The organism is Modestobacter italicus, from assembly GCF_019799965.1.
GTDB classification, from domain to species: domain Bacteria; phylum Actinomycetota; class Actinomycetes; order Mycobacteriales; family Geodermatophilaceae; genus Modestobacter; species Modestobacter italicus_A.
In genome coordinates this window covers 176,024-198,151 of sequence record NZ_JABGCJ010000002.1, presented here as the reverse complement: position 1 = coordinate 198,151, position 22,128 = coordinate 176,024, and the positions used below count along the sequence as shown (strand labels likewise).

At 74.0% G+C, this 22,128-nt stretch carries 19 protein-coding genes; 8 read left to right on the top strand and 11 right to left on the bottom strand.

Annotated elements, in window-relative coordinates:
- Positions 1-48: 48 nt before the first annotated feature.
- Together HLA93_RS04990 and HLA93_RS04985 are read right to left on the bottom strand one after the other, a co-directional pair.
- Complete coding sequence (locus tag HLA93_RS04990; protein ID WP_222193189.1) at positions 49-744, bottom strand: hypothetical protein; 696 nt, start codon at positions 742-744, stop codon at positions 49-51.
- 77 nt (positions 745-821) lie between these two features.
- Positions 822-1,652 (bottom strand): SGNH/GDSL hydrolase family protein, encoded by an 831-nt coding sequence (locus HLA93_RS04985; protein ID WP_222193188.1) that lies wholly within the window; start codon positions 1,650-1,652, stop codon positions 822-824.
- Between the two features lie 183 nt (positions 1,653-1,835).
- Between HLA93_RS04985 and HLA93_RS04980 the strand changes: the two genes are divergently transcribed.
- On the top strand, positions 1,836-2,621 hold the full coding sequence (locus HLA93_RS04980) for a transglutaminase-like domain-containing protein (RefSeq protein ID WP_222193187.1): 786 nt from the start codon (positions 1,836-1,838) through the stop codon (positions 2,619-2,621).
- 6 nt (positions 2,622-2,627) lie between these two features.
- Here the strand turns inward: HLA93_RS04980 and HLA93_RS04975 are convergent, their stop codons facing one another.
- The gene (locus HLA93_RS04975) at positions 2,628-3,614 is read right to left on the bottom strand and encodes an NAD(+)/NADH kinase (RefSeq protein WP_222193186.1); all 987 of its coding nucleotides are present in this window, start codon (positions 3,612-3,614) and stop codon (positions 2,628-2,630) included.
- Between the two features lie 3 nt (positions 3,615-3,617).
- Positions 3,618-5,042: a dihydrolipoyl dehydrogenase family protein gene (locus tag HLA93_RS21960; RefSeq protein ID WP_222193185.1), complete on the bottom strand. Its 1,425-nt coding sequence runs from the start codon at positions 5,040-5,042 to the stop codon at positions 3,618-3,620.
- A 26-nt stretch (positions 5,043-5,068) separates the two neighbouring features.
- On the opposite strand from HLA93_RS21960, the gene HLA93_RS04965 reads away from it, so the two are divergent.
- From HLA93_RS04965 to HLA93_RS04955, 3 genes are all read left to right on the top strand, one after another.
- Positions 5,069-5,578, top strand: a complete 510-nt coding sequence (locus tag HLA93_RS04965) for a flavin reductase family protein (protein ID WP_222193184.1) — start codon at positions 5,069-5,071, stop codon at positions 5,576-5,578.
- 195 nt (positions 5,579-5,773) lie between these two features.
- Positions 5,774-8,374 carry a bifunctional FO biosynthesis protein CofGH gene (locus tag HLA93_RS04960; RefSeq protein WP_222193183.1) on the top strand — a complete coding sequence of 867 codons (2,601 nt, stop codon included), beginning with the start codon at positions 5,774-5,776 and terminating at the stop codon, positions 8,372-8,374.
- 141 nt (positions 8,375-8,515) lie between these two features.
- Positions 8,516-8,959 carry a cupin domain-containing protein gene (locus HLA93_RS04955; RefSeq protein WP_222193182.1) on the top strand — a complete coding sequence of 148 codons (444 nt, stop codon included), beginning with the start codon at positions 8,516-8,518 and terminating at the stop codon, positions 8,957-8,959.
- A 44-nt stretch (positions 8,960-9,003) separates the two neighbouring features.
- Here the strand turns inward: HLA93_RS04955 and HLA93_RS04950 are convergent, their stop codons facing one another.
- A complete protein-coding gene (locus HLA93_RS04950) occupies positions 9,004-9,870 on the bottom strand; it encodes an SRPBCC family protein (protein WP_222193181.1) in 867 nt (288 codons plus the stop codon).
- A 133-nt stretch (positions 9,871-10,003) separates the two neighbouring features.
- On the opposite strand from HLA93_RS04950, the gene HLA93_RS04945 reads away from it, so the two are divergent.
- Positions 10,004-11,683 (top strand): DUF885 domain-containing protein, encoded by a 1,680-nt coding sequence (locus HLA93_RS04945; protein ID WP_222193180.1) that lies wholly within the window; start codon positions 10,004-10,006, stop codon positions 11,681-11,683.
- Positions 11,684-11,737: 54 nt separating this feature from the next.
- On the opposite strand, the gene HLA93_RS04940 is transcribed toward HLA93_RS04945, so the two are convergent.
- Positions 11,738-11,968 carry a hypothetical protein gene (locus tag HLA93_RS04940; protein ID WP_222193179.1) on the bottom strand — a complete coding sequence of 77 codons (231 nt, stop codon included), beginning with the start codon at positions 11,966-11,968 and terminating at the stop codon, positions 11,738-11,740.
- 456 nt (positions 11,969-12,424) lie between these two features.
- On the opposite strand from HLA93_RS04940, the gene HLA93_RS04935 reads away from it, so the two are divergent.
- Together HLA93_RS04935 and HLA93_RS04930 are read left to right on the top strand one after the other, a co-directional pair.
- Complete coding sequence (locus HLA93_RS04935; protein WP_246625915.1) at positions 12,425-12,712, top strand: WhiB family transcriptional regulator; 288 nt, start codon at positions 12,425-12,427, stop codon at positions 12,710-12,712.
- A 104-nt stretch (positions 12,713-12,816) separates the two neighbouring features.
- On the top strand, positions 12,817-13,830 hold the full coding sequence (locus tag HLA93_RS04930) for an NADPH:quinone reductase (RefSeq protein ID WP_222193178.1): 1,014 nt from the start codon (positions 12,817-12,819) through the stop codon (positions 13,828-13,830).
- Between the two features lie 71 nt (positions 13,831-13,901).
- Here HLA93_RS04930 and HLA93_RS04925 read toward each other — a convergent pair whose 3' ends face one another.
- The 4 genes from HLA93_RS04925 to HLA93_RS04910 all read right to left on the bottom strand — a co-directional run bounded on the left by HLA93_RS04925 (position 13,902) and on the right by HLA93_RS04910 (position 19,842).
- On the bottom strand, positions 13,902-16,151 hold the full coding sequence (locus HLA93_RS04925) for a metallophosphoesterase (protein WP_222193177.1): 2,250 nt from the start codon (positions 16,149-16,151) through the stop codon (positions 13,902-13,904).
- Positions 16,152-16,422: 271 nt separating this feature from the next.
- Positions 16,423-17,583: an acyl-CoA dehydrogenase family protein gene (locus HLA93_RS04920; protein ID WP_308127951.1), complete on the bottom strand. Its 1,161-nt coding sequence runs from the start codon at positions 17,581-17,583 to the stop codon at positions 16,423-16,425.
- Complete coding sequence (locus HLA93_RS04915; protein ID WP_222193176.1) at positions 17,580-19,574, bottom strand: acetyl-CoA carboxylase biotin carboxylase subunit; 1,995 nt, start codon at positions 19,572-19,574, stop codon at positions 17,580-17,582. Before HLA93_RS04915 ends, HLA93_RS04920 begins: the two co-directional genes overlap by 4 nt.
- Positions 19,575-19,686: 112 nt before the next feature.
- The gene (locus tag HLA93_RS04910) at positions 19,687-19,842 is read right to left on the bottom strand and encodes a hypothetical protein (protein ID WP_222193808.1); all 156 of its coding nucleotides are present in this window, start codon (positions 19,840-19,842) and stop codon (positions 19,687-19,689) included.
- Positions 19,843-19,940: 98 nt separating this feature from the next.
- Here HLA93_RS04910 and HLA93_RS04905 point away from each other — a divergent pair, with 98 nt between their 5' ends.
- Complete coding sequence (locus HLA93_RS04905) at positions 19,941-20,471, top strand: ferritin (protein ID WP_222193175.1); 531 nt, start codon at positions 19,941-19,943, stop codon at positions 20,469-20,471.
- Between the two features lie 46 nt (positions 20,472-20,517).
- On the opposite strand, the gene HLA93_RS04900 is transcribed toward HLA93_RS04905, so the two are convergent.
- Positions 20,518-22,119 carry a carboxyl transferase domain-containing protein gene (locus HLA93_RS04900; protein WP_222193174.1) on the bottom strand — a complete coding sequence of 534 codons (1,602 nt, stop codon included), beginning with the start codon at positions 22,117-22,119 and terminating at the stop codon, positions 20,518-20,520.
- Positions 22,120-22,128 lie beyond the last annotated feature (9 nt).

Genomic DNA, 22,128 nt, shown 5'->3' with positions numbered 1-22,128 from the left:
GCCACGTCCCCCACCGACTGCCCGTGCCGGGCGCGGCGGGGGCCTCCGTCAGGAGGTCTGGACCGTGATGGTCGCGGTGCCGATGACGAACTCGCCGGCGAGCGCGTCGGTGCCGAAGGTGGAGTTGAGGAGCTCGGCGGCCTCGGCGGAGAGCTTGACCGTCGTCCCCTGGAGCACGGCCGAGCCGTCGGCCTCCATGGTCGGCGGGTTCAGCGTGCTGCCGTCGAGGTTGAACAGCGGGGCGCTGGGCACGGCGAGCTCGCCGTTGACCGACACGTTGCCGAACAGCCGCGCCGGCTTGCCCGGGTCGATCGTGAAGTCGGTCAGCTCGACCGTGGTGTCACCCGCGGTCAGGCTCAGCCCGCTGCCCTCGTGGAAGAGGGTGCCCTGGACCCACGGGCGGTAGCCGCTCTCCCGGTCGTACAGCGTGACCTCGCCGCCGGTGAGCGGGAAGGTGATGGTGCCGGTGGCGCCGTCCAGCGTGGCCCCGCCGACGGTGCCCGGGGTCAGGCCGAGCTGGGTCAGCGCGTCGGTGAAGCCGGTGTCCAGGGCGACCGCGGTGGTGCCGCCGGGGATCGCCGCCACGGTGGCCACCGGCTCCGGGCGGCCGTAGGAGGCGCTCGAGCTGGAGGTGTCGGCGGCCTGGGCGGTGTCCCCATCGGTGCTGCTGCAGGCGGAGAGACCGACGACCGCGGTGAGGGCAGCGGCGGCGGCGAAGGTGCGGGGAACGCGCGTGCTGTTCATGGGATCTCCAGTCGTGGGTGCCAGTGGATCGACACCCCGTCTTCGGACCCCGCCCGGTCAGCGGATGGCTCGGACCGTCACAAATCGGTAACGGGCGACAAGGTGGCACGCAATGGGACCGCCTCGGGGCGCTTGGCGGCCCGCCCATCGCCGGAGGACTCCCCGCGCAGCCGGCGGCCGATCCAGGGCAGCACGAAGCCCCGCACCCAGGCCAGCTCCTGCGCGGCGACCTCGCGGGCCGGGCGCGGCGGAGCCGGGGCCAACGGGGTCCGCCAGCCGGTGTCCTCGCCGTCCACGCCCACACCGAGCGCGGCGGCGGCGGCGAGCGCCGTCCGGCGGTGGCCCTCGGCGGTCAGGTGGATCCGGTCGCCCGGGTCCCACATCCGGGCGTCCTGCAGCCACGCGGCGCCCCACTGGTCGAGCACGACCGCGCCGTGCCGGGCCGCGATCGACCACAGGTGGGCGTTGAAGACCGCGACCCGGCCGCGGGTACGCCGGATGATCGGGGTCTGCCGGGGGTCGACCCCGGTGGCCAGCAGCACGTCCGCGCCGGCCGCCCGGAGGGCGGCGACGGCGGACTCCAGGTCGGCGGCCAGCCGGTCGGGGTCGACGCCCGGGCGCAGCAGGTCGTTGCCGCCGGCGACCAGGCTGACCAGGTCGGGCCGGGCGGCCAGCGCGACCGGCACCTGCTCGTCGAGCACCTGGGCGAGCAGCCGGCCGCGGATGGCGAGGTTGGCGTACTCGACCTCGCCGGTCGGGGACGCGGCGGCCAGGTGCCCGGCCAGCCGGTCGGCCCAACCACGGAACACGTCCGGGGCGTCGGGCTCGGGGTCGCTGAGCCCCTCGGTGAAGCTGTCCCCCAGCGCGATGTAGCGCTGCCACGTCCGACGGTCACTGCCCGGTTGCACGTCCCCTACTGCACCACGTGCCGCCGGGCGGCCCGTGCTGGGGGTGCCCGGGGAGGACGCTCGTGCGCTGCGTCGCGGGTGCACGCAGAGCACGAGCGCCCCAGGTGCACCTCCCCCGGCCGGGCACCGATGTCCACGCGGCGGCGAACCTGCCGGTAACACGGGGCCGCGAGGATCTGGTCCATGCGCACCGACGTCGCCTGCTCGCTCACCGTCTCCTCCCCCGTCCCGGCGACCGCGCTGCTGCAGGTCGCCGTGGCGGCGCCGGACGGCGAGCAGCTCACCGTGCTCACCGACGGCCGGCCGGTGGCCGTGGAGGAGATCGCCGTGCCCGGCGCCCGGGTGCACCGGCTGCAGCTGCCCGCCGGGACGACGGAGGTCAGCTACTCCGCGCACGTCGAGGCAACCGGTGCCCCTCGGCCGGTCACGGCGGCGGACTGGGCGGAGTTCGTCCGCCCCAGCCGCTACTGCCCCGCCGACCAGCTGGAGGGCTACGCGTCGGCCGAGTTCGACCGCTCGCTCCCCCGCGCCGAGCTGGTCGCTGCGGTCGCCGCGTGGGTGCACCGCCGGCTGGTCTACACCGCCGGGGCCAGCCGCTCGGTGGACACCGCCGTCGACACCCTGCTGCTCGGCCGGGGAGTCTGCCGGGACTACGCGCACCTGACCACCACCCTGCTGCGCGCCCTGGAGGTGCCGGCCCGGCTGGTCGCGGTCTACGCGCCGGGGCTGTCCCCGATGGACTTCCACGCCGTGGTCGAGGCCGATGTCGACGGCGTCTGGCAGACCGTCGACGCCACCCGGCTGGCCCCGACGTCGTCCCTGGTGCGGATCTGCGCCGGCCGGGACGCCGCGGACACCGCCTTCCTCTCGCTCTTCGGCGGGCGCGCCACGCTGGATCGGATGACGGTCACCGCCACCGTGGCCGGTGACCTGCCCGCCCCGTCGGACGAGCCGTTCCCCCTGCCCTGAGGCCGCTCACCCGACCGTGTCGGCGGGCCCGCGGGCGCTCTGCGGGACGCGCACCGGGCCGGTGCCCGGGGCGGGCACCCCGCCCGGTGTCCGGCGGCGCAGCTCCTCGGGCACCAGCTCGACCAGCTCCTCCGGCAGCAGCGGCAGGTCCAGCAGCGAGAGCTTGACCCGGCTGCGGTCGGCGGCCAGCCAGTCGTCCAGCCGCACCAGCAGTCCGGCGTCTCGCCGGGTCTCGACGTGCAGCTCGTCACCCGGGCCCAGCCGGCCGACGACCAGGCCGTCGACCTCCACGGCCGGGTGGCCCGCCGTCTCCGGCAGCGACAGGTGCAGCGGCTCGTGCGGCCCGAGCACCACGGTGCGATCGATGCCGTTCAGCGGCGCCGACGGGGTGACCAGCACGCCCTCGGCGCCGGGGGACATCACCGGCCCGCCGGCGGCGAAGTTGTAGGCCGTCGACCCCATCGGGGTGGCGATGATCAGCGCGTCGCTGCGGTAGTGGCCGTACCGGCGGCCGGCCACCGATAGGGTCGCGTCGACCATCCCCTCCCCCGGCACCCGGGCCAGGACGACGTCGTTGAAGGCCACGGTCTCCCAGCCCGGCCCGCGCACCACCAGGCAGCTGCGCGACTCGATCGTCGAGCGGCCCTCGGCCAGCGCGGTGAGCGCCCCGTCCAGTTCGCGTCCCTCGACCTCGGTGAGGAAGCCCAGCCGGCCGAAGTTGACGCCCAGCACCGGGACGGGGTCCGCGACCACCATCCGCATCGCGCCGAGCAGCGTGCCGTCACCGCCGAGGGCGATGATCCCGTCGCAGCTGCGAGCCAGCTCCGCGACCTCGACCGGGGTCACCCCGCGCAGGTGCAGTCGCTCGACGTCGGCCGCCGCGGCGACCAGCTCCACCCCGTGCGTCGTCGTCCAGGCGAGCACCTGGGCCGCCGCGCCCGCACAGTCACGGTGCGGGTGCAGGACCAGGCCGATCCGGCTGCCGTCGTGCACCCCTCAGCCCCGGTAGGTCTCGAGCAGGCGCAGCCAGATCTCGCTGATCGTCGGGTAGGAGGGCACCGCGTGCCACAGCCGGCTGATCGGCACCTCACCCACCACCGCGATCGTCGCCGAGTGCAGCAGCTCCGCCACCCCGGCGCCGACGAACGTCACCCCCAGCAGCACCTCACGCTCGGTGTCGACGACCGCGATCGCCGTCCCGGTGTAGCCGTCGGCGAAGAGGGAGGCGCCGGCCACGCTGCCGATCGGGTACTCCACGACCCGGTGCGGCAGGCCGGCGTCGGCTGCCTGGGCGGTGGTCAGCCCGACCGCGGCGACCTGCGGGTCGGTGAACACCACGCTCGGGGTGGCGCGGCGGTCGGCGGTCGCCACGAACGGCGACCAGTCGGACAGGTCGACCTGCTCGCCGCGGGCCCGGGCGACGATCGCGGCGCCCGCCTGGCGGGCCTGGTACTTGCCCATGTGGGTCAGCTGCTGGCGGCCGTTGACGTCACCCACGCCGTAGAGCCACGGCAGCCCGGGCACCTGCAGCGACTCGTCGACGTCCAGGTACCCGCCCGGCTGCAGGCCGACGACGTCCAGGCCGATCTCGTCGGTGTTCGCCGCCCGGCCGGTGGCGACCAGCACCTCCTCGCCGCGCACCTCGTCGCCGCTGTCGCAGACGAGCACCACCTCCTCGCCCTCGCGGCGGGCGGCCCGGACGCCGGTGCCCAGCTGCACGTCCACGCCCAGCGCCCGCAGCGACGCCTCCACCGCCTCACCGGCGGCCGGCTCCAGGTGCGGCAGCAGCCGGTCCCCGTGCTGCAGCAGGGTCACCGCGGAGCCCAGCTGCTGCCAGGCGGTGGCCATCTCGCAGCCGACGTACCCGCCGCCGATCACCAGCAGCCGGCGCGGGGCCTCCTCGGCGCTGGTCGCCTCCCGCGGCGTCCACGGCTGCACGTCGGCCAGCCCCTCGACGCCCGGCACCGCGGCCCGGGAGCCGGTGCAGACGGCGACGGCGTGCCGGGCGGTCAGCGTCAGCTCGCTGCCGTCGGCCTGCGCGACCACCACCCGCTTCTCCCCCGCCAGCCGGCCGTGCCCGCGGACCAGCGCGATGCCGGCGCTCTCGACCCACTGTGCCTGGCCGGCGTCGTCCCAGTGGCTGGTGAAGCCGTCGCGGCGGGCCAGGGTCGCCGCGACGTCCTGCTCGCCGGTGACCGCGGCGGCCGCGCCGGAGACGGCTCGGGCCTCGGCCAGCACCTCCGAGCCGCGCAGCAGCGCCTTGCTGGGCATGCACGCCCAGTAGGAGCACTCCCCGCCGACCAGCTCGCTCTCCACCAGCACCGCGCTCAGACCCCCGCGGACGACGATGTCGGCGACGTTCTCCCCGGTCGACCCGGCACCCAGGACGATGACGTCGTACTCCTGCTCCGCAGTGGTCACCGGGCCATTGTGGTCGACTGACCCCCGTGCCTGTCGATGCCGCGGAGTACGCCGCCGCCCTCCGCCAGTACGCCGCCGGGGTGGTGCTGCTGACCGTCCGCGACGACATCGACGACGTCGGGACGACGGTGACCTCGCTGATGAGCGTCTCGGCCGACCCGCCGCTGGTCGCGATCGGGCTGGCCGCCGAGGGGTACCCGGCCGAGGTGCTGCAGTCGATCGGGTCCTGCGCGGTGAACGTGCTCGGGGCCGGGCAGGCGATCCTGGCCAGCCGGTTCGCCTCGGCCGGCCGGCCCAGCGCACGCCACCTGCTGGAGTCGGTGCCCTGGCGGCGCGCCCCGGTCAGCGATGCGATCGTGCTGGACGGCGCGCTGGCGGCGATGGACTGCACGGTGCACTCGGTGGTGCCGGCCGGGACGCACGTGGTGGTGCTGCTGCAGGTCGAGGGCGTGCCGGTGCTCGCGGACGGCGACCCGCTGGTGCGGCTGCGCGGCCGCTGGACCGACGGCGCCGGTGCGCCCCTGCGCCGCCCCTAGCGCCCAGCGCCCGACCGCCCGCCGTCCCGACCGCCCGCCGTCCGGGTTGGCCCGGCCCAGCCGGGGTTGAGCCGCGCCAGGACGCGGCTCAACCCCCGCTCACGCGGGTTGACCCACCTCACCGACTGCCGGCACCGGCCCGGACCGGAGGCCACGGAACGCGGTGGTCACACCGCGGGGATAGCGTCGTCGCCGATGAGCACCGCCCTGCCCGCCCCGTCCGACTCCGCCCTCCGCCGTGCCCTGGTGCGCGCCGAGCGCGGGGTGACGCTGGACGCCACCGAGGCCGAGATCCTGCTGCACGCCCGCGGGCTCGGCGAGGGCGAACCGCTGGACCGGCTGCTGACCGCCGCCTCGCGGGTGCGCGACGCCGGGCTCGCCTCAGCAGGCCGGCCGGGAGTGGTCACCTACAGCCGCAAGGTGTTCATCCCGCTGACGCACCTGTGCCGCGACCGCTGCCACTACTGCACGTTCGTGACCACGCCCGGCCAGCTGCGCGCCGAGGGCAAGGCGCCGTTCCTCTCCCCCGACGAGGTCCTGGACATCGCCCGCGCCGGTGCCGCGCTGGGCTGCAAGGAGGCGCTGTTCACCCTCGGCGACCGCCCGGAGGACCGCTGGCCGGTCGCCGCCGAGTGGCTGGAGGCCGCCGGCTTCGACTCCACGCTGGACTACCTGCGGGCGATGGCGATCCGGGTGCTGGAGGAGACCGGGCTGCTCCCCCACCTGAACCCGGGCGTGCTGTCGTGGGAGGAGATCCAGCGGCTCAAGCCGGTCGCGGCGTCGATGGGGATGATGCTGGAGACGACCGCCACCCGGCTGTGGTCGGAGAAGGGCGGGCCGCACTTCGGCTCCCCCGACAAGGAGCCCGCCGTCCGGCTCCGGGTGCTGGAGGACGCCGGCCGCTCCGCCGTCCCCTTCACCACCGGCGTGCTGCTGGGGATCGGCGAGACGCACGCCGAGCGGGTCGACGCGATCGCCGAGATCCGGGCCTCGGCGCGGCGACACGGGCACGTGCAGGAGGTGATCGTGCAGAACTTCCGGGCCAAGCCGCGCACCGCGATGGCCGCGCACGACGACCTCGCCCTGCAGGAGTACGTGGCCGCGGTGGCGGTCACCCGGCTGATGCTGGGCCCCGCGGCCCGGGTGCAGGCACCGCCGAACCTCTCCGACTCCACCGAGCTGGCGCTGCTGCTGCGCGCCGGCGTCGACGACTGGGGCGGGGTCTCACCCCTCACCCCCGACCACGTCAACCCCGAGCGGCCGTGGCCGAACATCGACAAGCTCGCCGAGCTGACCGCCGACGCCGGGTTCACCCTGCGCGAGCGGCTGGCCGCCCAGCCCGGCTACGTCACCCAGCCCGAGCCGTGGCTGGACCCGCGGGTGCGCCCGCACGTGTTCGTCCTGGCCGGGCCGGACGGGCTCGCCGTGGAAGGGCGCATCCCCGCGGGTCTGCCCTGGCAGGAGCCGGACGAGGCCTGGACGTCGTCCGGGCGCACCGACCTGCACACCGAGATCGACACGGTGGGTCGCACCGGCGACCGGCGCAGCGACTTCGACGCCGTCTACGGCGACTGGGCCGAGCTGCGCTCCCGCACCGAGAGCGCCCGCGACGGGCACTCGACCGCGATCGCGGCCGGCGACCCGGAGGTGCACGCGGCCCTGCGGCACGCCGAGACCGACCCCGCCGGGCTGAGCGACGCCGAGTACCTCGCGCTGCTGGGGGCCGACGGCGCCGACCTGGCGGCGCTGGCCGCACTGGCCGACGACGTCCGCCGGGACGTCAACGGCGACGACGTCACCTACGTGGTGAACCGGAACGTCAACTTCACCAACGTCTGCTACACCGGCTGCCGGTTCTGCGCGTTCGCCCAGCGGCGCACCGATGCCGACGCCTTCACCCTGTCGATGCAGCAGGTCGGCGACCGGGTCGACGAGGCCTGGGCGGGCGGCGCGACCGAGATCTGCATGCAGGGCGGCATCCACCCCGACCTGCCCGGCACCGCGTACTTCGACCTGGCGCGGGAGGTGAAGTCCCGCCGGCCCGACATCCACCTGCACGCCTTCTCCCCGATGGAGGTGGTCAACGGCGCGGCCCGCACCGGGCTCTCCTACCGCGACTTCCTGACCGCGGCCAAGGAGGCGGGCGTCGACTCCCTCCCGGGCACGGCGGCGGAGATCCTGGACGACGACGTCCGCTGGGTGCTCACCAAGGGCAAGCTGCCCGCGGCGGCCTGGCTGGAGATCGTGCGGACGGCGCACCGGGTGGGCCTGCCGACGACCTCGACGATGATGTACGGCCACGTCGACACCCCCGCCCACTGGGTCGCCCACCTGCGCACGCTCGCCGCTCTCCAGGACGAGACCGGGGGCTTCCGGGAGTTCGTGCTGCTGCCGTTCGTGCACCACAACGCCCCGATCTACCTGGCCGGGGTCGCCCGCCCGGGGCCGACGAACCGGGAGAACCGGGCGGTGCACGCGGTCGCCCGGCTGCTGCTGCACGGCCGGATCGACAACATCCAGACCTCCTGGGTGAAGCTCGGCGACACCGGCACCCAGGCGATGCTCAACGGCGGCGCCAACGACCTGGGCGGCACGCTGATGGAGGAGACGATCAGCCGGATGGCCGGCTCGGGCAACGGGTCGCTGAAGACCATCGCCGAGCTGGAGGCGATGGCCGCCGCGATCGGCCGCCCGGCCCGGCAGCGGACGACGGAGTACGGCACGCCGAGCCCCGAGCGGATGGCCACCGCCCGCAGCGACGAGGGCCGCCGCGCCCTCACCCTCAAGCTCGTCTGACCCGGCACCGGCGTCGTCCTCCCGCACCAGAGGCCGGCCTCCTGCACCAACGCTGGTGCGGGAGGACGGCCTTCGATCAGGTCACCTGATCGAAGGCGGGAGCCGGCCCGGCGGGCGGGTGGCGGCGGTAGCCTGCCGCGCATGGCGGACCAGGACTTCCCCGACGACTGGCACCAGCCGCTGCGGCACGTCCGCGCCGGGACGCTCTCCGCGGAGACCGCGCAGACCTCCGGGATGACCCGGCACGAGGCGATCTCGGCCACCAGCGTCGGCGCCCAGCGGCTCTGGATGGGCGAGACGCGGGTGCCCCCGCACACCGGGTCCGGCGACCACCACCACGGCGACTCCGAGACCGCGATCCACGTGCTGCGCGGCCACCCGGTGTTCGTCTTCGCCGAGCACGGCGAGGAGGTGCGGCTGCAGACCGGGCCGGGCGACTACGTGTTCGTGCCGCCGTACACCCCGCACCGCGAGGAGAACCTCAGCGCCGAGGAGGCGGTGGTGCTGATCGCCCGCAGCAGCCAGGAGGCGATCGTGGTGAACCTACCGAGCCTGCTGCCCGAACCCGACCGCGCCGACGACTGACCCCGGCGGGCGGCCGGCGGGAGCTCCCCACCGGCCGCACCGGGTCAGCGGCTGCCGCCGCCGATCATCGGGTCGTCGTCGGTGTCGCGGCGGGCGGTCTCCACGCCCTCGCTCGACGGCGGGGTGGTGTGGCCCTCGGCGTCGGCGGCCTCCAGGAGCACGTCGTTGCGGACCTGCCCGGCCGGCGGCTGGTCGACGACGGTCACCTCCTCCTGGGCGACCGCGCCCTGCTCCGGCGCGACCGGGACGGCCTCGCCGGGGGCGGCGTCCTGCGGCACCGGCACGGGGGTGGTGTCCTCGCTGCTGCTCTTCGACGCGGCGACCGCCGCCCCTGCGGCGGCTGCCCCGGCGACCGCAGCCGCCCCGGCGAGGACGCCCTTCGCCGAGAGCCCGGCCTTGCCGCTGTCCCCGCGGGAGAGCGCTGCGTCCTCCACACCGGGCGTGCCGGCGCCCACACCGTGCTGGACCGTGCCGCGCCAGGCACCGCTCTCGTAGCCGGCGTCCTCGATGAGCTCCTTGAACCGCTGCAGGTCGGCCTTCGCCTGCCGGCCCACGATGCCCAGCTTGTCCCCGGCCTGCTCGACGAGGCCCTCGGGCTCGTACTCCAGGCTCAGGTGCACGATCGTGGACCCGGGACCGGCGGGTTCGAACCGGACGGCGCCGGCGTTGGTCGCGCCGCTCGTGGCGGCCCAGGCGACCTTCTGGTCGGGGACCTGCTCGAGGATCGCGGCGTCCCACTCGCGCTTCACGCCCGCGATCTCGGCCACCCAGTGCAGCCGCTGGTCACCGCGCTGGTGGACCTCCTTGACCCCGCTCATGAAGTGCGGGAAGTCCTCGAACTGGGTCCACTGGTTGTAGGCGGTGCTGACAGGGACGTCGACCTGGATCGACTCCTCGACCTTGGTGCTCATCGCTGCTCCTCCTCGTCGGGGGCGCCCGGACCGCGGGCCCGCGTCGGCGTACCCCACGTGGCGCGGCTGAAGCACCGGAGTCCGGGCGGGCGGCCCCGAGGCGACCGTTCCCATCCGGCGCTAGCGTGCCGGCATGAGCGAGCCCGTGCGTCCGCCGTCCCCACTCGACCAGCTGGCCGACCGCTTCGTCGACGCCTACGCCGCCGACCAGCCGACCGTGGCCACCTACATCGGCGTGCCCGGCCACGACGACCGGTGGCCCGACCTCACCCCCGACGGGCACGCCGCCACCGCGGAGCTGCTGCGCCGCACCATCGCCGAGGTGCAGCGGATCGACCCGGTCGACCGGCGGGACGACGTCGCCCAGAGCGCGATGCTGGAACGGCTGGGCGCCGAGCTCGCGCTGCACGACGCCGGCTGGACGCAGGCCTCGCTCAACAGCATGGAGAGCCCGCTGCAGGGCTTCCGCAGCACCTTCGACCTCATGCCGACCAACACCGAGGACGACTGGGCCACGGTCGCCCGCCGGATCAGCCGGATGCCCGAGGCGCTGGCCGGCTACACGGCCGGGCTGGTCGACGCCGCCGCCAAGGGGAGGGTGTCCGCCGTCCGGCAGGTCCGGCTCACCGCCGGCATCGCCCGCCGCTGGGCCGGCGCGGCCGGCCAGCCGGGCTTCTACGCCGAGTTCGCCGGCCGGGCTCCGGTGGGCGACGCGCTGCGCGCCGACCTGGACCGCGCGGTGGAGGGCACGAACGCGGCCCTGCTGACCTTCGCCGACACCGTGGAGCGCGAACTGCTGCCGCACGCCCCCGGGGCCGACGGCGTCGGACGTGAGCGGTACGCGCTGGAGTCCCGGCTGTTCACCGGCATGGACCTCGACCTCGAGGAGACCTACGCCTGGGGCTGGGAGGAGCTGGCCCGGATCGTCGCCGAGAAGGAGGCGGTGGCCGAGCAGATCGCCCCCTGGCAGGGCATCGCCGGCGCGGTGGCGGCCCTGGACGCCGACCCGGCCCGCCAGGTGCGCGGCCGCGACGCGCTGCAGGCCTGGCTGCAGGAGACCGCCGACCGGGCGATCGCCGCGCTGGACGGCGTCCACTTCGACATCCCGGGCCCGGTGAAGCGGGTCGAGGGGCGGCTCACGCCGACCTCCGGCGAGGGGGTCTACTACACCGGCCCCACCGAGGACTTCTCCCGGCCCGGCCGGATGTGGTGGTCGCTGCCCGACGGCGTCACCGACATGACCACCTGGCGGGAGACCACCACCGTCTTCCACGAGGGCGTGCCCGGCCACCACCTGCAGATCGGGCAGACGGTCTACAACGCCGCCGTGCTCAACCGCTGGCAGCGGCTGCTGTGCTGGTGCTCCGGGCACGGCGAGGGCTGGGCGCTGTACTCCGAGCGGCTGATGGGCGAGCTCGGCTTCCTCGACGACCTCGGCGACCGGCTGGGCATGCTCGACGCCCAGGAGCTGCGGGCCGCCCGCGTCGTCCTGGACATCGGGGTGCACCTGGACCTGCCGATCCCGGCCGGCCGGGCCGCCGGTGACCGGTGGACCTACGACGTCGCGCTGGCGTTCCTCCGCACGCACGTGGACATGGAGGACGCGATGCGGGTCGACGAACTGCACCGCTACCTCGGCTGGCCGGGGCAGGCGCCGTCCTACAAGGTCGGCGAACGGGTGTGGCTGACCTGCCGGGACGAGGCCCGCGCCCGCGGCGGGGCGGGCTTCGACCTCAAGGCCTGGCACCGGGCCGCGCTCGACCTGGGTCCGCTGGGCCTGGGCCCGCTGGCCGCGGAGCTCGCCCGCTCCTGATCCGGCACCTCGGGGACCGGCTCGGCGGAGACCACCCGCTGAGCCGGTCCCCGGTCAGCGCAGGCCCGACCGGCCACCGTGGGAGCCGTCGCCCTGCAGGTGTCGCTGCCACCGGCGCCGCTCCCGCACCGCCAGGGCCGCCCAGGCGGCCGCGAGGAGCAGCGTCAGCCAGCCCCAGCCCGGCTCCCCTCCGTTGAACCGGACCACCGCGAGGAACGACCAGACGACGGCCAGCACGGCCCAGAGGACCCAGCGGACGGCACTCGGTTCACGATCGGATCGCACTCGTCGATCATGCAGACGGCCCGGGATCGGACGACGGCCGGGTCGCAGTGCCCCCCAGAGGGAGGGCACGACGACCACCGGCGGATGTCGCACCGATGGCCGGCGGTCGACGAACCGGTGCGGAGGCGTCCAGAGCGGTCTCGGCGGACAACTTGATCTGGACGAACGATCGGTGTGCCGTCGGCAGAACCTGACGCATGACACGGCGTGTCGGTGGCGCTGCACCGGCTCGCTGGGACCACTGCGACGAGTGGTGCTCCTGTGACTGCGCGTAACACGGTGGACATTTGACCGGGCCCGAACACCAGCCGTGTAATTCCCTCGTCGTCACGAACGGTGACGGCGCGGCCACCGCACCAGCGGAGGCCGGGACGAGACGCAGGGGGACGAATCGTGACCATGGCCGACGTGACGTGGATGGACGACTACCGGGCAGCTGCCGTCGAGGCGACCCCGATGACCTACGGCCAGGACGTGCTCGGCCTGGCGGACGTCTACGACGCCGGCTTCACCGGCCTGGACGAGGAGCAGGGCTGGCAGGAGCGCGCCCTGTGCGCCGAGACCGACCCGGAGGCGTTCTTCCCGGAGAAGGGCGGCTCGACCCGCGAGGCCAAGAAGATCTGCACCGGCTGCGAGGTCCGCGCCGAGTGCCTGGAGTACGCGCTCTCCAACGACGAGCGCTTCGGCATCTGGGGCGGCCTGTCCGAGCGTGAGCGCCGCCGCCTCCGTCGCCGCGCCTCCTGACGAGGTAGAAGGACCCCTTCGCCCCCACCGCTCGCAAGCTCGCGGCAGGACCCTGCGAAGGGGCCGGCAAGCGTCACGGCACGACTGGCGGGTAGGAGCCGGTCGTGCGAGCGATCACCTACACCCAGCCCGGCGGTCCCGACGTCCTGCAGCTCGTCGACCGCACCACCCCCGACCCCGGCCCCGGTGAGGTGCGGGTGCGCCTGGCCTTCTCCGGCGTGAACCCCACCGACTGGAAGTCCCGCAGCAGCACCCAGCCCGGCCCCGAGGGGCAGGTCCCCAACCAGGACGGCGCCGGCACGATCGAGGCCGTCGGCCAGGGCGTCGACCCGGTGCTCGTCGGAGAGCGCGTCTGGGTCTGGGAGGCCGCCTGGCAGCGGCCGCACGGCACGGCCGCGGAGTACACCGTCGTCCCCGCCCGGCAGACCGTGCTGCTCGGCCAGGACCCCTCCTTCGAGCTGGGTGCGAGCCTCGGCATCCCGTTCCTCACCGCACACCGCTGCCTGACCGTCGCCGAGTCGCTGCCCGACCGGCTCGCCCCCGGCTCGCTGAACGGCCGCACCGTCCTCGTCCAGGGCGGCGCCGGTGCCGTCGGCAACGCCGCCATCCAGCTGGCCCGCTGGGCCGAGGCGACCGTGATCGCCACGGTCAGCTCACCGGCGAAGGCCCAGCTGGCCGCGAAGGCCGGAGCCGACCACGTCATCGACTACAAGCAGCAGGACGTCGTCGCCGAGGTGCGGAAGATCGTGCCCGCCGGCGTCGACACGATCGTCGAGGTCTCCGCGGCGCAGAACGCGGTCGTCGACGCCCAGGTCATCGGCATGCACGGCGCGATCGCCATGTACGCCGACGACGGCGGTGCCGAGGTGACCATCCCGGTGCGCGCCCAGATGGGGCCCAACGCCCGCTGGCAGTTCGTGCTCGTCTACACCGAGCCCACCCGGGCCAAGGACCTCGGCGTGGAGGACGTCAACGCCGCCGTCCTCGACGGCGCCGTCCGGGTCGGTGAGGACGCCGGGCTGCCGCTGCACGTCTACCCGCTGGCCGAGGCCGCCGCCGCCCACCAGGCCGTGCAGGACGGCGCGGTCGGCAAGGTGCTCATCGACGTCACCGCCTGAGGTCCGGACACGAGGACGCCCCCTCCCCCGGCGCGGGCCGGGAGAGGGGGCGTCGACGTGCTCGGGTCAGGTCACCGCCCGCGGACGGTGAAGCTGACGCTCACCGGCTCGGCGGTCCGGCTGCCCATCGACTGCTGGGCGACCAGCTCGTGGGTGCCCGGGCGGAGCGTGCCGAGGTTGGCCCGCCACACGCCGTCCTGGCCGACGGTCACCGTGCGGTTGATGTTGGCCTTCACGGTGACGGTGGCGCCGGGGGTGCCGGTACCGCTGGCCGTGACCGTCTGCGGCAGGGTCGCGTCCGCGGCCGGGGTGGTGACGGTCAGGCCGTCGATGTCCACCCGGGCGGTCAGCCACTGGTCCTGGCCGATCGGGTGGTCGACCACGCGGGTCTCACCGATGCAGCCGTTCCAGCCGTTGGTGGCCTGGTCGTCGACCCAGTCGGTGCCGAACAGCCACGGCATCGCGCCGTCCAGGCCGTGGCCCACGGTGTCGGAGGCGTTCCGCAGCACCGGCGCACCGTCGACGTACATGGTCGTGGTGGCCGTGACCGGGTCGTTGACCACCGCGACGTGCACCCAGGTGTCGACCATGATCTCGCCCGACCACGCGGTGCGGTCACCCTTGGCGGTGTCGATCGGCACCTCGGTCCACTGGAACTCCTTCAGGTTCGACAGGCCCAGGGCCACCGGGGAGGCCGTCCAGTCCCAGCGGGTCTGCGGCACGCCGATCTGCGAGCGGTTGCCCGAGCGGACGATCGCCTTCATCCACGCGTTGTCGCTCTGGGTCCAGCTCTCGTCGATCTTGAGGAACGTCTCGATCGTGTAGCCACCGGCGAGGGCGGCGGTGTTGACCGGGGCGTCCGGACGCGTCGTGAGGTAGCTGTACCGGTCGGTCTGCTTGCTGGCGTTGGAGAAGCAGACGGCCGCGCCGTCGGAGGAGAACGGGTTGGCGTCGTCGGTGAACCGGACGTCGCCGAGCTGGGCCGTGGGCGAGCCGGACTGCGCGATCGGCACGCGCATCAGGTTGTTGCGGTTGTTGCCGGCCACGTCGCGGATGACGCCGCCCTGGGCCACCACGCCGTTGCGCCCGTTCATCCGCCAGTGGGCCAGGGTGCCCTCGACGACCGGGTAGTCACTCGTCGAGCCGGGCAGCGAGGTGGTGACCGGGTCCGGGGCGACGAAGCCGTCGAGCAGGATGTCGCGCGCCGCCTGGGTCAGCGAGGGCTCGTCCGCGGAGCCGGCGGTGAAGGCCGGGTTGAACCCGGCGAACCGCTGCTCGAAGTCGATGCCGACGGTGAACTGCTGGTTCGGGCCCTCCAGGAACGCCTGGTCGTAGGAGGTGAGCTTCTCCTGTGGCTTGGCGACCACCCACGGCGAGCCGGTCTGCACCGAGATCGTGTCGTTGGTGAGGTCGAACTCGAACAGCCCGAGGTAGCCGTTGCCGCCCTCGTAGGCCATCTGGTAGTCCATCAGGACCTGGGTGACCGGGTGCCCGGCGTCGTTCTGCTTGACCAGCTGCGTCGCGCCGTGGAAGTGACCGTTGAGGGTCATGAAGATCTGGTCGTTGCTCTTGATGAGCTGGTCCCACAGCCGCAGGCCGTAGCCGGTCTCCTGCGGGGAGACCCCGTCGTCCTGGATGCCGATGATGTCGTGCGAGGTGAGGATGACCGGCACCGTCGGGTGCTGGTCGATCACCTCGTTCGCCCAGCGCAGCGTGGCGTCCGAGGCGCGCCAGGACAGCGCGAGCACCATGAACTGCTGACCCTCGGCCTCGAAGACGTGGTACTGGTTCATGCCCGTCGGGTCGCTGCCACCGTAGGTGGACTGCTCGGCGGCGCGGGAGGGGCCGAACCAGCGCAGGAAGGGCTCCGCGGCCAGGTCGTACTGGTCGTCGTACCAGTTGCTCGCCGAGTTCCGGACGTCGTGGTTGCCGGCCAGGATCGAGTAGGGCAGGTCGGCGTCGTCCAGGGTCTGCATGGCGGCGTCGGCGGTGCGCCACTCGCCCTCCTGGTTGACCTGGTCCACCACGTCACCGAGGTGCGCGACGAACGGGATGCGCAGCTCGTCGGCGTGCTCGGCCAGCCACTCGGTCTGCACGGCGAAGGGGTTGTTGCCGTCGCCGTAGCGGTCGGGCCGCTCGAACTCGGACTCGGCGTACCGGGAGTAGAACTGCGTGTCCGGCAGCACCGCGAGGGTGAACCGGGAGGCCGGCTCCACGGCCTGCGCACCGGTCTCCGGCGCGGCTTCGGCGGGTGCCGCGGTGACCAGGCCGCCGGCGGTGGCCAGCGCCGCGGCGGTGGTGACCACCCCCAGTCCGGCCACGGCCCGCAGCCGTGACCTCCGTCCGGGTCCGCCCGCGCGGTGCGCGGGCCGTGGGCTGAGCAGGAGCATGAGAGCGGTCCTCCGACTGGCGTGGGTGCGGTGGGTGGTCCCCCACCGCGCACGACGCTGTCGAGGGGCTGTGGCCAGTTGGTGTCGCGGCTGTGTACGGCACCCCAGTCCTGCGTGAAGCTGTAGTCACTCCAGGTTTCGAGCCGGGACAGGGCCGTTGGCCGGACCCCGCCGGGCACGTGCGGCCGGCGGGGCCCGGCGCTCAGCCCAGGCCGAGAGAGCGGGCGATGAGCATCCGCTGCACCTCGCTGGTGCCCTCGCCGATCTCCAGGATCTTGGCGTCCCGGTAGAACCGGCCCACCGGGAACTCGGTCATGAACCCGTACCCGCCGTGCACCTGGGTGGCGTAGCGGGCGTTCTCCATCGCCATCTCCGAGCTGTACAGCTTGGCGATCGAGGCCTCCCGCTTGAACGGCTCGCCGCGCAGCATCTTCTCCGCCGCGCGGTAGTAGGCCAGCCGCGCGGTCGAGGCCCGCACCTCCATGTCGGCGATCATGAACTGCACCGCCTGGTTGCGGCCGATCGGCTGCCCGAACGCCTCCCGCTCCCCGGCGTACCTGACCGACTCGTCCACGCACCCCTGGGCCAGCCCGACGGCCAGCGCGGAGATGGCGATCCGCCCCTCGTCGAGGATCGACAGGAACTGCGCGTACCCCCGGCCGCGCTCCCCCACCAGGTTCTCCGCCGGTACCCGGACGTCGTCGAAGGCCAGCTCGCGGGTGTCCGAGGCGTTCCAGCCGACCTTCGCGTAACGCTTCCCGACGGTGAATCCCGGGGTGCCCGACGGCACGATGATCGTGGAGATCTCCTTGCCGCCGTCGGCCTTCGTGCCGGTGACCGCGGTGACGGTGACCAGGTCGGTGAGGTCGGTGCCGGCGTTGGTGATGAACGCCTTGGAGCCGTTGATGACCCACTCGCCGTCCTCGAGCCGGGCGGTGGTCCTCGTGGCACCGGCGTCCGAGCCGCCGCCGGGCTCGGTCAGCCCGAAGGCGCCCAGCGCCTCACCGGCGCACAGCCGGGGCAGCCACTGCTGCTTCTGCTCCTCGGTGCCGAACCGGTAGATCGGCATCGCGCCCAGCGAGACCCCGGCCTCGAGGGTGATGGCCACCGAACTGTCGACCCGGGCCAGCTCCTCCAGCGCGACGCAGAGGGTGAAGTAGTCCCCGCCCGAGCCGCCGTACTCCTCGGGGAAGGGCAGACCGAACAGCCCCAGCTCGCCCATCTGCCGGACGATGTCGGTCGGGAACTCGTCGCGCTCGTAGAACCCGCCGATCTGCGGGGCGATGACCTCCACGGCGAACTCGCGGACCACCTTCCGCAGCGCCTCGGTCTCCTCGTCGAGCCGGTAGTCCAGCACTGTCACTCCCCCTCGCCGGGTGCCGGTGGGGTCACCACGGCCACCCGCTCGTCCAGCCGGACCGAGTGGCCGGCCGTCACCGCGAGCTCGGTGACCGTCCCCGCGACCGGGGCGGTCAGCACGTGCTCCATCTTCATCGCCTCGACGACCAGCAGCGGGGTCCCCGCGGCCACCTCGTCGCCGAGGGACACCTGCACCAGCGTCACGGTCCCCGGCATCGGGGCGGTGACGGCGCCGTCAGCGCCGGCGGCTGCCCCGGTCGGGGCGAGCCGCTCGTGCTCGCGCAGCGCGGCCACGTGGCCGTCCACGGCCAGCCAGACCGTGCCGCCGGCGTGCACCACGGTGTAGCGGGTGGTGACGCCGTCCAGCGTCACGCTCAGCTCGTCCCCGAGACGGTCGGCCCGGGCGGGCACCGGTGCGCCGTCCCCGACCGCGACCTCCGCCGCACCGGACCGGCCACGGACCCGCACGGTCACCGGGTCCCCACCAGGGGCCTGCAGCCGGCGCACCGTCCAGGCCGGCTCGCCCAGCCGCCAGCCGGAGGTGTCCTGCCAGGGGTCGACCCGGTCCCCGGCCGGCTCGGCCTCGAGCAGCAACGCCAGGGCGGCGACCGCGTAGACGTGCGGCGGAGGCGGCTGCGGCTGGGTCAGCTCCTCGCCGCGCCGCTCGATCAGGCCGGTGTCCAGCCGGCCGGCGACGACGTCGGGGTCGTTCAACAGGTCACGCAGGAAGGTGGTGTTGGTGACCACGCCCAGCACGGCGGTGTCGCCCAGCGCGGTGACCAGCCGGGCCCGGGCGGTCTCCCGGTCGTGGCCCCAGGCGATCACCTTGGCCAGCATCGGGTCGTAGTCGGCGCCGACCACCGCGCCCACCCGCAGCGAGCTGTCCACCCGGACACCGGGGCCGGTGGGCTCCAGCAGCCCGACCACCTCACCGGTCTGCGGGAGGAAGCCGCGGGCCGGGTCCTCGGCGTACACGCGGGCCTCGATGGCGTGCCCGTCCAGGCTGATGTCGCCCTGGTCGACCGGCAGCCGCTCGCCGGCGGCAACCCGCAGCTGCATCTCCACCAGGTCCAGGCCGGTGACCGCCTCGGTGACCGGGTGCTCGACCTGCAGCCGGGTGTTCATCTCCAGGAAGAAGAACTCCCGAGGTGAGTCGGCGTCGACGATGAACTCGACGGTGCCGGCGCCGGTGTAGCCGACCGCCCGCGCCGCGTCGACGGCGGCGCTGCCCATCGCCGCCCGGGAGGCGGCGCTCAGCAGCGGCGACGGCGCCTCCTCGATCACCTTTTGGTGCCGGCGCTGCAGGCTGCACTCCCGCTCGCCGAGGTGGACGACGTTGCCGTGGCTGTCGCCGAAGACCTGCACCTCGATGTGCCGGGAGTGGCCCAGGTACCGCTCGACCAGCAGCGTGTCGTCGCCGAAGGAGCTGCGCGCCTCGCGCCGGGCGGCGGCGATCTGCCCGGCCAGCTCGGCCGGGCCGTGCACCACCCGCATGCCCTTGCCCCCACCCCCGGCGCTGGGCTTGAGCAGCACGGGGAAGCCCACCTCGACCGCGGCCTGGGCGACCGCGTCGTCGTCCATGCCCGGCTCGGTGCGCCCGGGCACGACCGGCACGCCGGCGGCGGCGACCGTCTGCTTGGCCCGGATCTTGTCGCCCATCGCCTCGATGGCGGCGACCGGCGGGCCGATGAACACGATCCCGGCCGCCGCGCAGGCCCGGGCGAAGTCGACGTTCTCGGAGAGGAAGCCGTAGCCGGGGTGGACCGCCTGCGCGCCGGTGCGCCGCGCGGCGTCCAGCACCCGGTCGATCGACAGGTAGCTCTGCGCGGCCGGGGCCGGCCCGATCGGGACGGCGACGTCGGCCAGCCGGGTGTGCAGCGCGCCGGCGTCGGCGTCGCTGTGCACGGCGACCGAGCGGATGCCCATCGCCCGCAGCGTCCGGATGACCCGGACGGCGATCTCGCCACGGTTGGCGACCAGGACGGTGTCGAACACGCCTCACCACCCCCCGCCGACGGCGAGCACGCGCTTGTTCGCGCGAAACCGCGCGTGCTCGTTCGCGCGAAACCGCGCGTGCTTGCGCGTGAACGAGCGCAGGGAGGGCTGGTCAGGCTGCCTTGGCGTCGACCTTGACCAGGCGGCGCTTCTTGACCGTGTAGCCGGGCGGGAGGGTGCCCTCGGCGAGCGCACGCAGCGGGCACCGGCCGCACCGGGGCTTGTCGACGCAGCACTTCTTCTTGGGCATCTTGGCCGACTTCCCCACGAGGTGAGGTTAGCCATGCCTTCCCCACCCGTCCACGCGACGGGCGTGTCGCCGACTACGGTGCGGAGGACGTCACCCAGCGACCCACGGGAGCCACGATGGCCGCCGAGCCCTTCATCGACCTGCTCAACGCCCAGATCGGCCACGAGTTCGCCGCCCACCAGCAGTACGTGGCCATCGCCATCTACTTCGACGACCTGACGATGCCGCAGACCGCGCAGCTGTTCTTCGACCAGGCCGCCGAGGAGCGCAACCACGCGATGATGATGGTGCGGTACCTGCTCGACGCCGACGCAGCCGTCCAGATCCCCGGCATCGCGGCCCCGATCAACCAGTTCGACGACGTGGTGGCCCCCGTCGCCCTCGCCCTGGAGCAGGAGAAGCGGGTCACCGAGCAGATCAACCAGCTCACCGCGGTCGCCCGGCAGCACAACGACTTCGCCTCCGACCAGTTCATGCAGTGGTTCATCAAGGAGCAGGTCGAGGAGGTCAGCAAGATGAGCGACCTGCTGGCCGTCGTCCGCCGGTCGACCCACGACCTGGAGACGATCGAGGACTACGTGCTGCGCGAGGTCAAGCCCGAGGGCACCGACCCGACGGCCCCCGCCATCGCCGGCGTCGCCCACTGACCCGCCCGCCCGGCCATGTTGGCGAACATGGCCGGGCTCGAGCACTTCACATCCGGAAGACGCCATAGCCGACCTCCTCGAGCGGGGCGTTGGCGCACGCGGAGAGCGCGAGCCCGAGCACGGTCCGGGTCTGGGCCGGGTCGATGACCCCGTCGTCCCAGAGCCGGGCCGTGGCGTGGGACGGGTGGCCCTGCTCCTCGTACTGCGCGCGGATCGGCGCCTTGAACGCCTCCTCGTCCTCGGCGCTCCACGCGTCGCCGAGCCGGTCGCGGCGCACGGTGGCCAGGACGCTGGCGGCCTGCTCCCCGCCCATCACCGAGATGCGGGCGTTGGGCCAGGTGAACAGGAAGCGGGGCGAGTAGGCCCGGCCGCACATCGAGTAGTTGCCGGCGCCGAACGAGCCGCCGATGACCACGGTCAGCTTGGGCACCCGCGCGCAGGCGACGGCGGTGACCATCTTCGCGCCGTGCTTGGCGATGCCACCTGCCTCGTAGTCGCGGCCGACCATGAACCCGGAGATGTTCTGCAGGAACAGCAGCGGGATCTTCCGGCGGTCGCACAGCTCGATGAAGTGCGCGCCCTTGAGCGCCGACTCGGCGAAGAGGACGCCGTTGTTGGCGACGATCCCGACCGGGTGGCCGTGCAGCCGGGCGAAGCCGGTGACCAGGGTCTGCCCGTACAGCGGCTTGAACTCGGCGAACCGGCTGCCATCGACCAGCCGGGCGATCACCTCGCGCACGTCGTAGGGCGTGCGGGTGTCGACCGGGACGACGTCGTAGAGGCTCTCCGCCGGGTGCAGCGGCTCCTCGACCGGCTCGACGTCCCACGGCCGGGCCTCGCGCGGGCCGAGGGTGCCGACGATCTGCCGGACGATCTGCAGCGCGTGGGCGTCGTCCTCGGCGAGGTGGTCGGTGACCCCGCTGACCCGGGAGTGCAGGTCACCGCCGCCGAGGTCCTCGGCGCTGACCTCCTCACCGGTGGCGGCCTTTACCAGCGGCGGGCCGCCCAGGAAGATCGTGCCCTGGCCGCGGACGATGACCGCCTCGTCGCTCATCGCCGGCACGTACGCGCCGCCGGCGGTGCACGAGCCGAGGACGGCGGCGACCTGCGCGATCCCGGCCTTGGAGAGGTTGGCCTGGTTGTAGAAGATCCGGCCGAAGTGGTCGCGGTCGGGGAACACCTCGTCCTGCAGCGGCAGGAACGCCCCGCCGGAGTCGACCAGGTAGACGCAGGGCAGCCGGTTCTGCGCGGCGACCTCCTGGGCGCGCAGGTGCTTCTTCACCGTCATCGGGTAGTAGGTGCCGCCCTTGACGGTGGCGTCGTTGGCGACGACCACGACCTCCCGGCCGGCGACCCGCCCGACGCCGGTGATGATGCCGGCGGCCGGGGCCTCGTCGTCGTAGAGGCCGTGCGCGGCGAGCGGGGAGAGCTCCAGGAACGGGCTGCCCGGGTCCAGCAGCGCGTCGACCCGGTCGCGGGGCAGCAGCTTCCCCCGCTCGACGTGCCGCTGCCGGGCCCGCTCGCCGCCGCCCTGGGCCACCTGGGCCAGCTCGGCGGCCAGCTCCGCGGCGAGCGCCGCATGGTGGGCGGCGTTGCGGGCAGCCGCCGACGGGTCGGTCGGAGCGCTGGGGAGCACCGGTGCGTCCACGGGGTGAGG

What these genes read in the sequence shown, in the direction of transcription:
- HLA93_RS04990 (WP_222193189.1), bottom strand. Translation starts at nt 744, where the DNA reads ATGAACAGCACGCGCGTTCCCCGCACCTTCGCCGCCGCCGCTGCCCTC.
- HLA93_RS04980 (WP_222193187.1), top strand. Translation starts at nt 1,836, where the DNA reads ATGCGCACCGACGTCGCCTGCTCGCTCACCGTCTCCTCCCCCGTCCCG.
- HLA93_RS04960 (WP_222193183.1), top strand. Translation starts at nt 5,774, where the DNA reads ATGAGCACCGCCCTGCCCGCCCCGTCCGACTCCGCCCTCCGCCGTGCC.
- HLA93_RS04955 (WP_222193182.1), top strand. Translation starts at nt 8,516, where the DNA reads ATGGCGGACCAGGACTTCCCCGACGACTGGCACCAGCCGCTGCGGCAC.
- HLA93_RS04950 (WP_222193181.1), bottom strand. Translation starts at nt 9,870, where the DNA reads ATGAGCACCAAGGTCGAGGAGTCGATCCAGGTCGACGTCCCTGTCAGC.
- HLA93_RS04945 (WP_222193180.1), top strand. Translation starts at nt 10,004, where the DNA reads ATGAGCGAGCCCGTGCGTCCGCCGTCCCCACTCGACCAGCTGGCCGAC.
- HLA93_RS04935 (WP_246625915.1), top strand. Translation starts at nt 12,425, where the DNA reads ATGACCTACGGCCAGGACGTGCTCGGCCTGGCGGACGTCTACGACGCC.
- HLA93_RS04905 (WP_222193175.1), top strand. Translation starts at nt 19,941, where the DNA reads ATGGCCGCCGAGCCCTTCATCGACCTGCTCAACGCCCAGATCGGCCAC.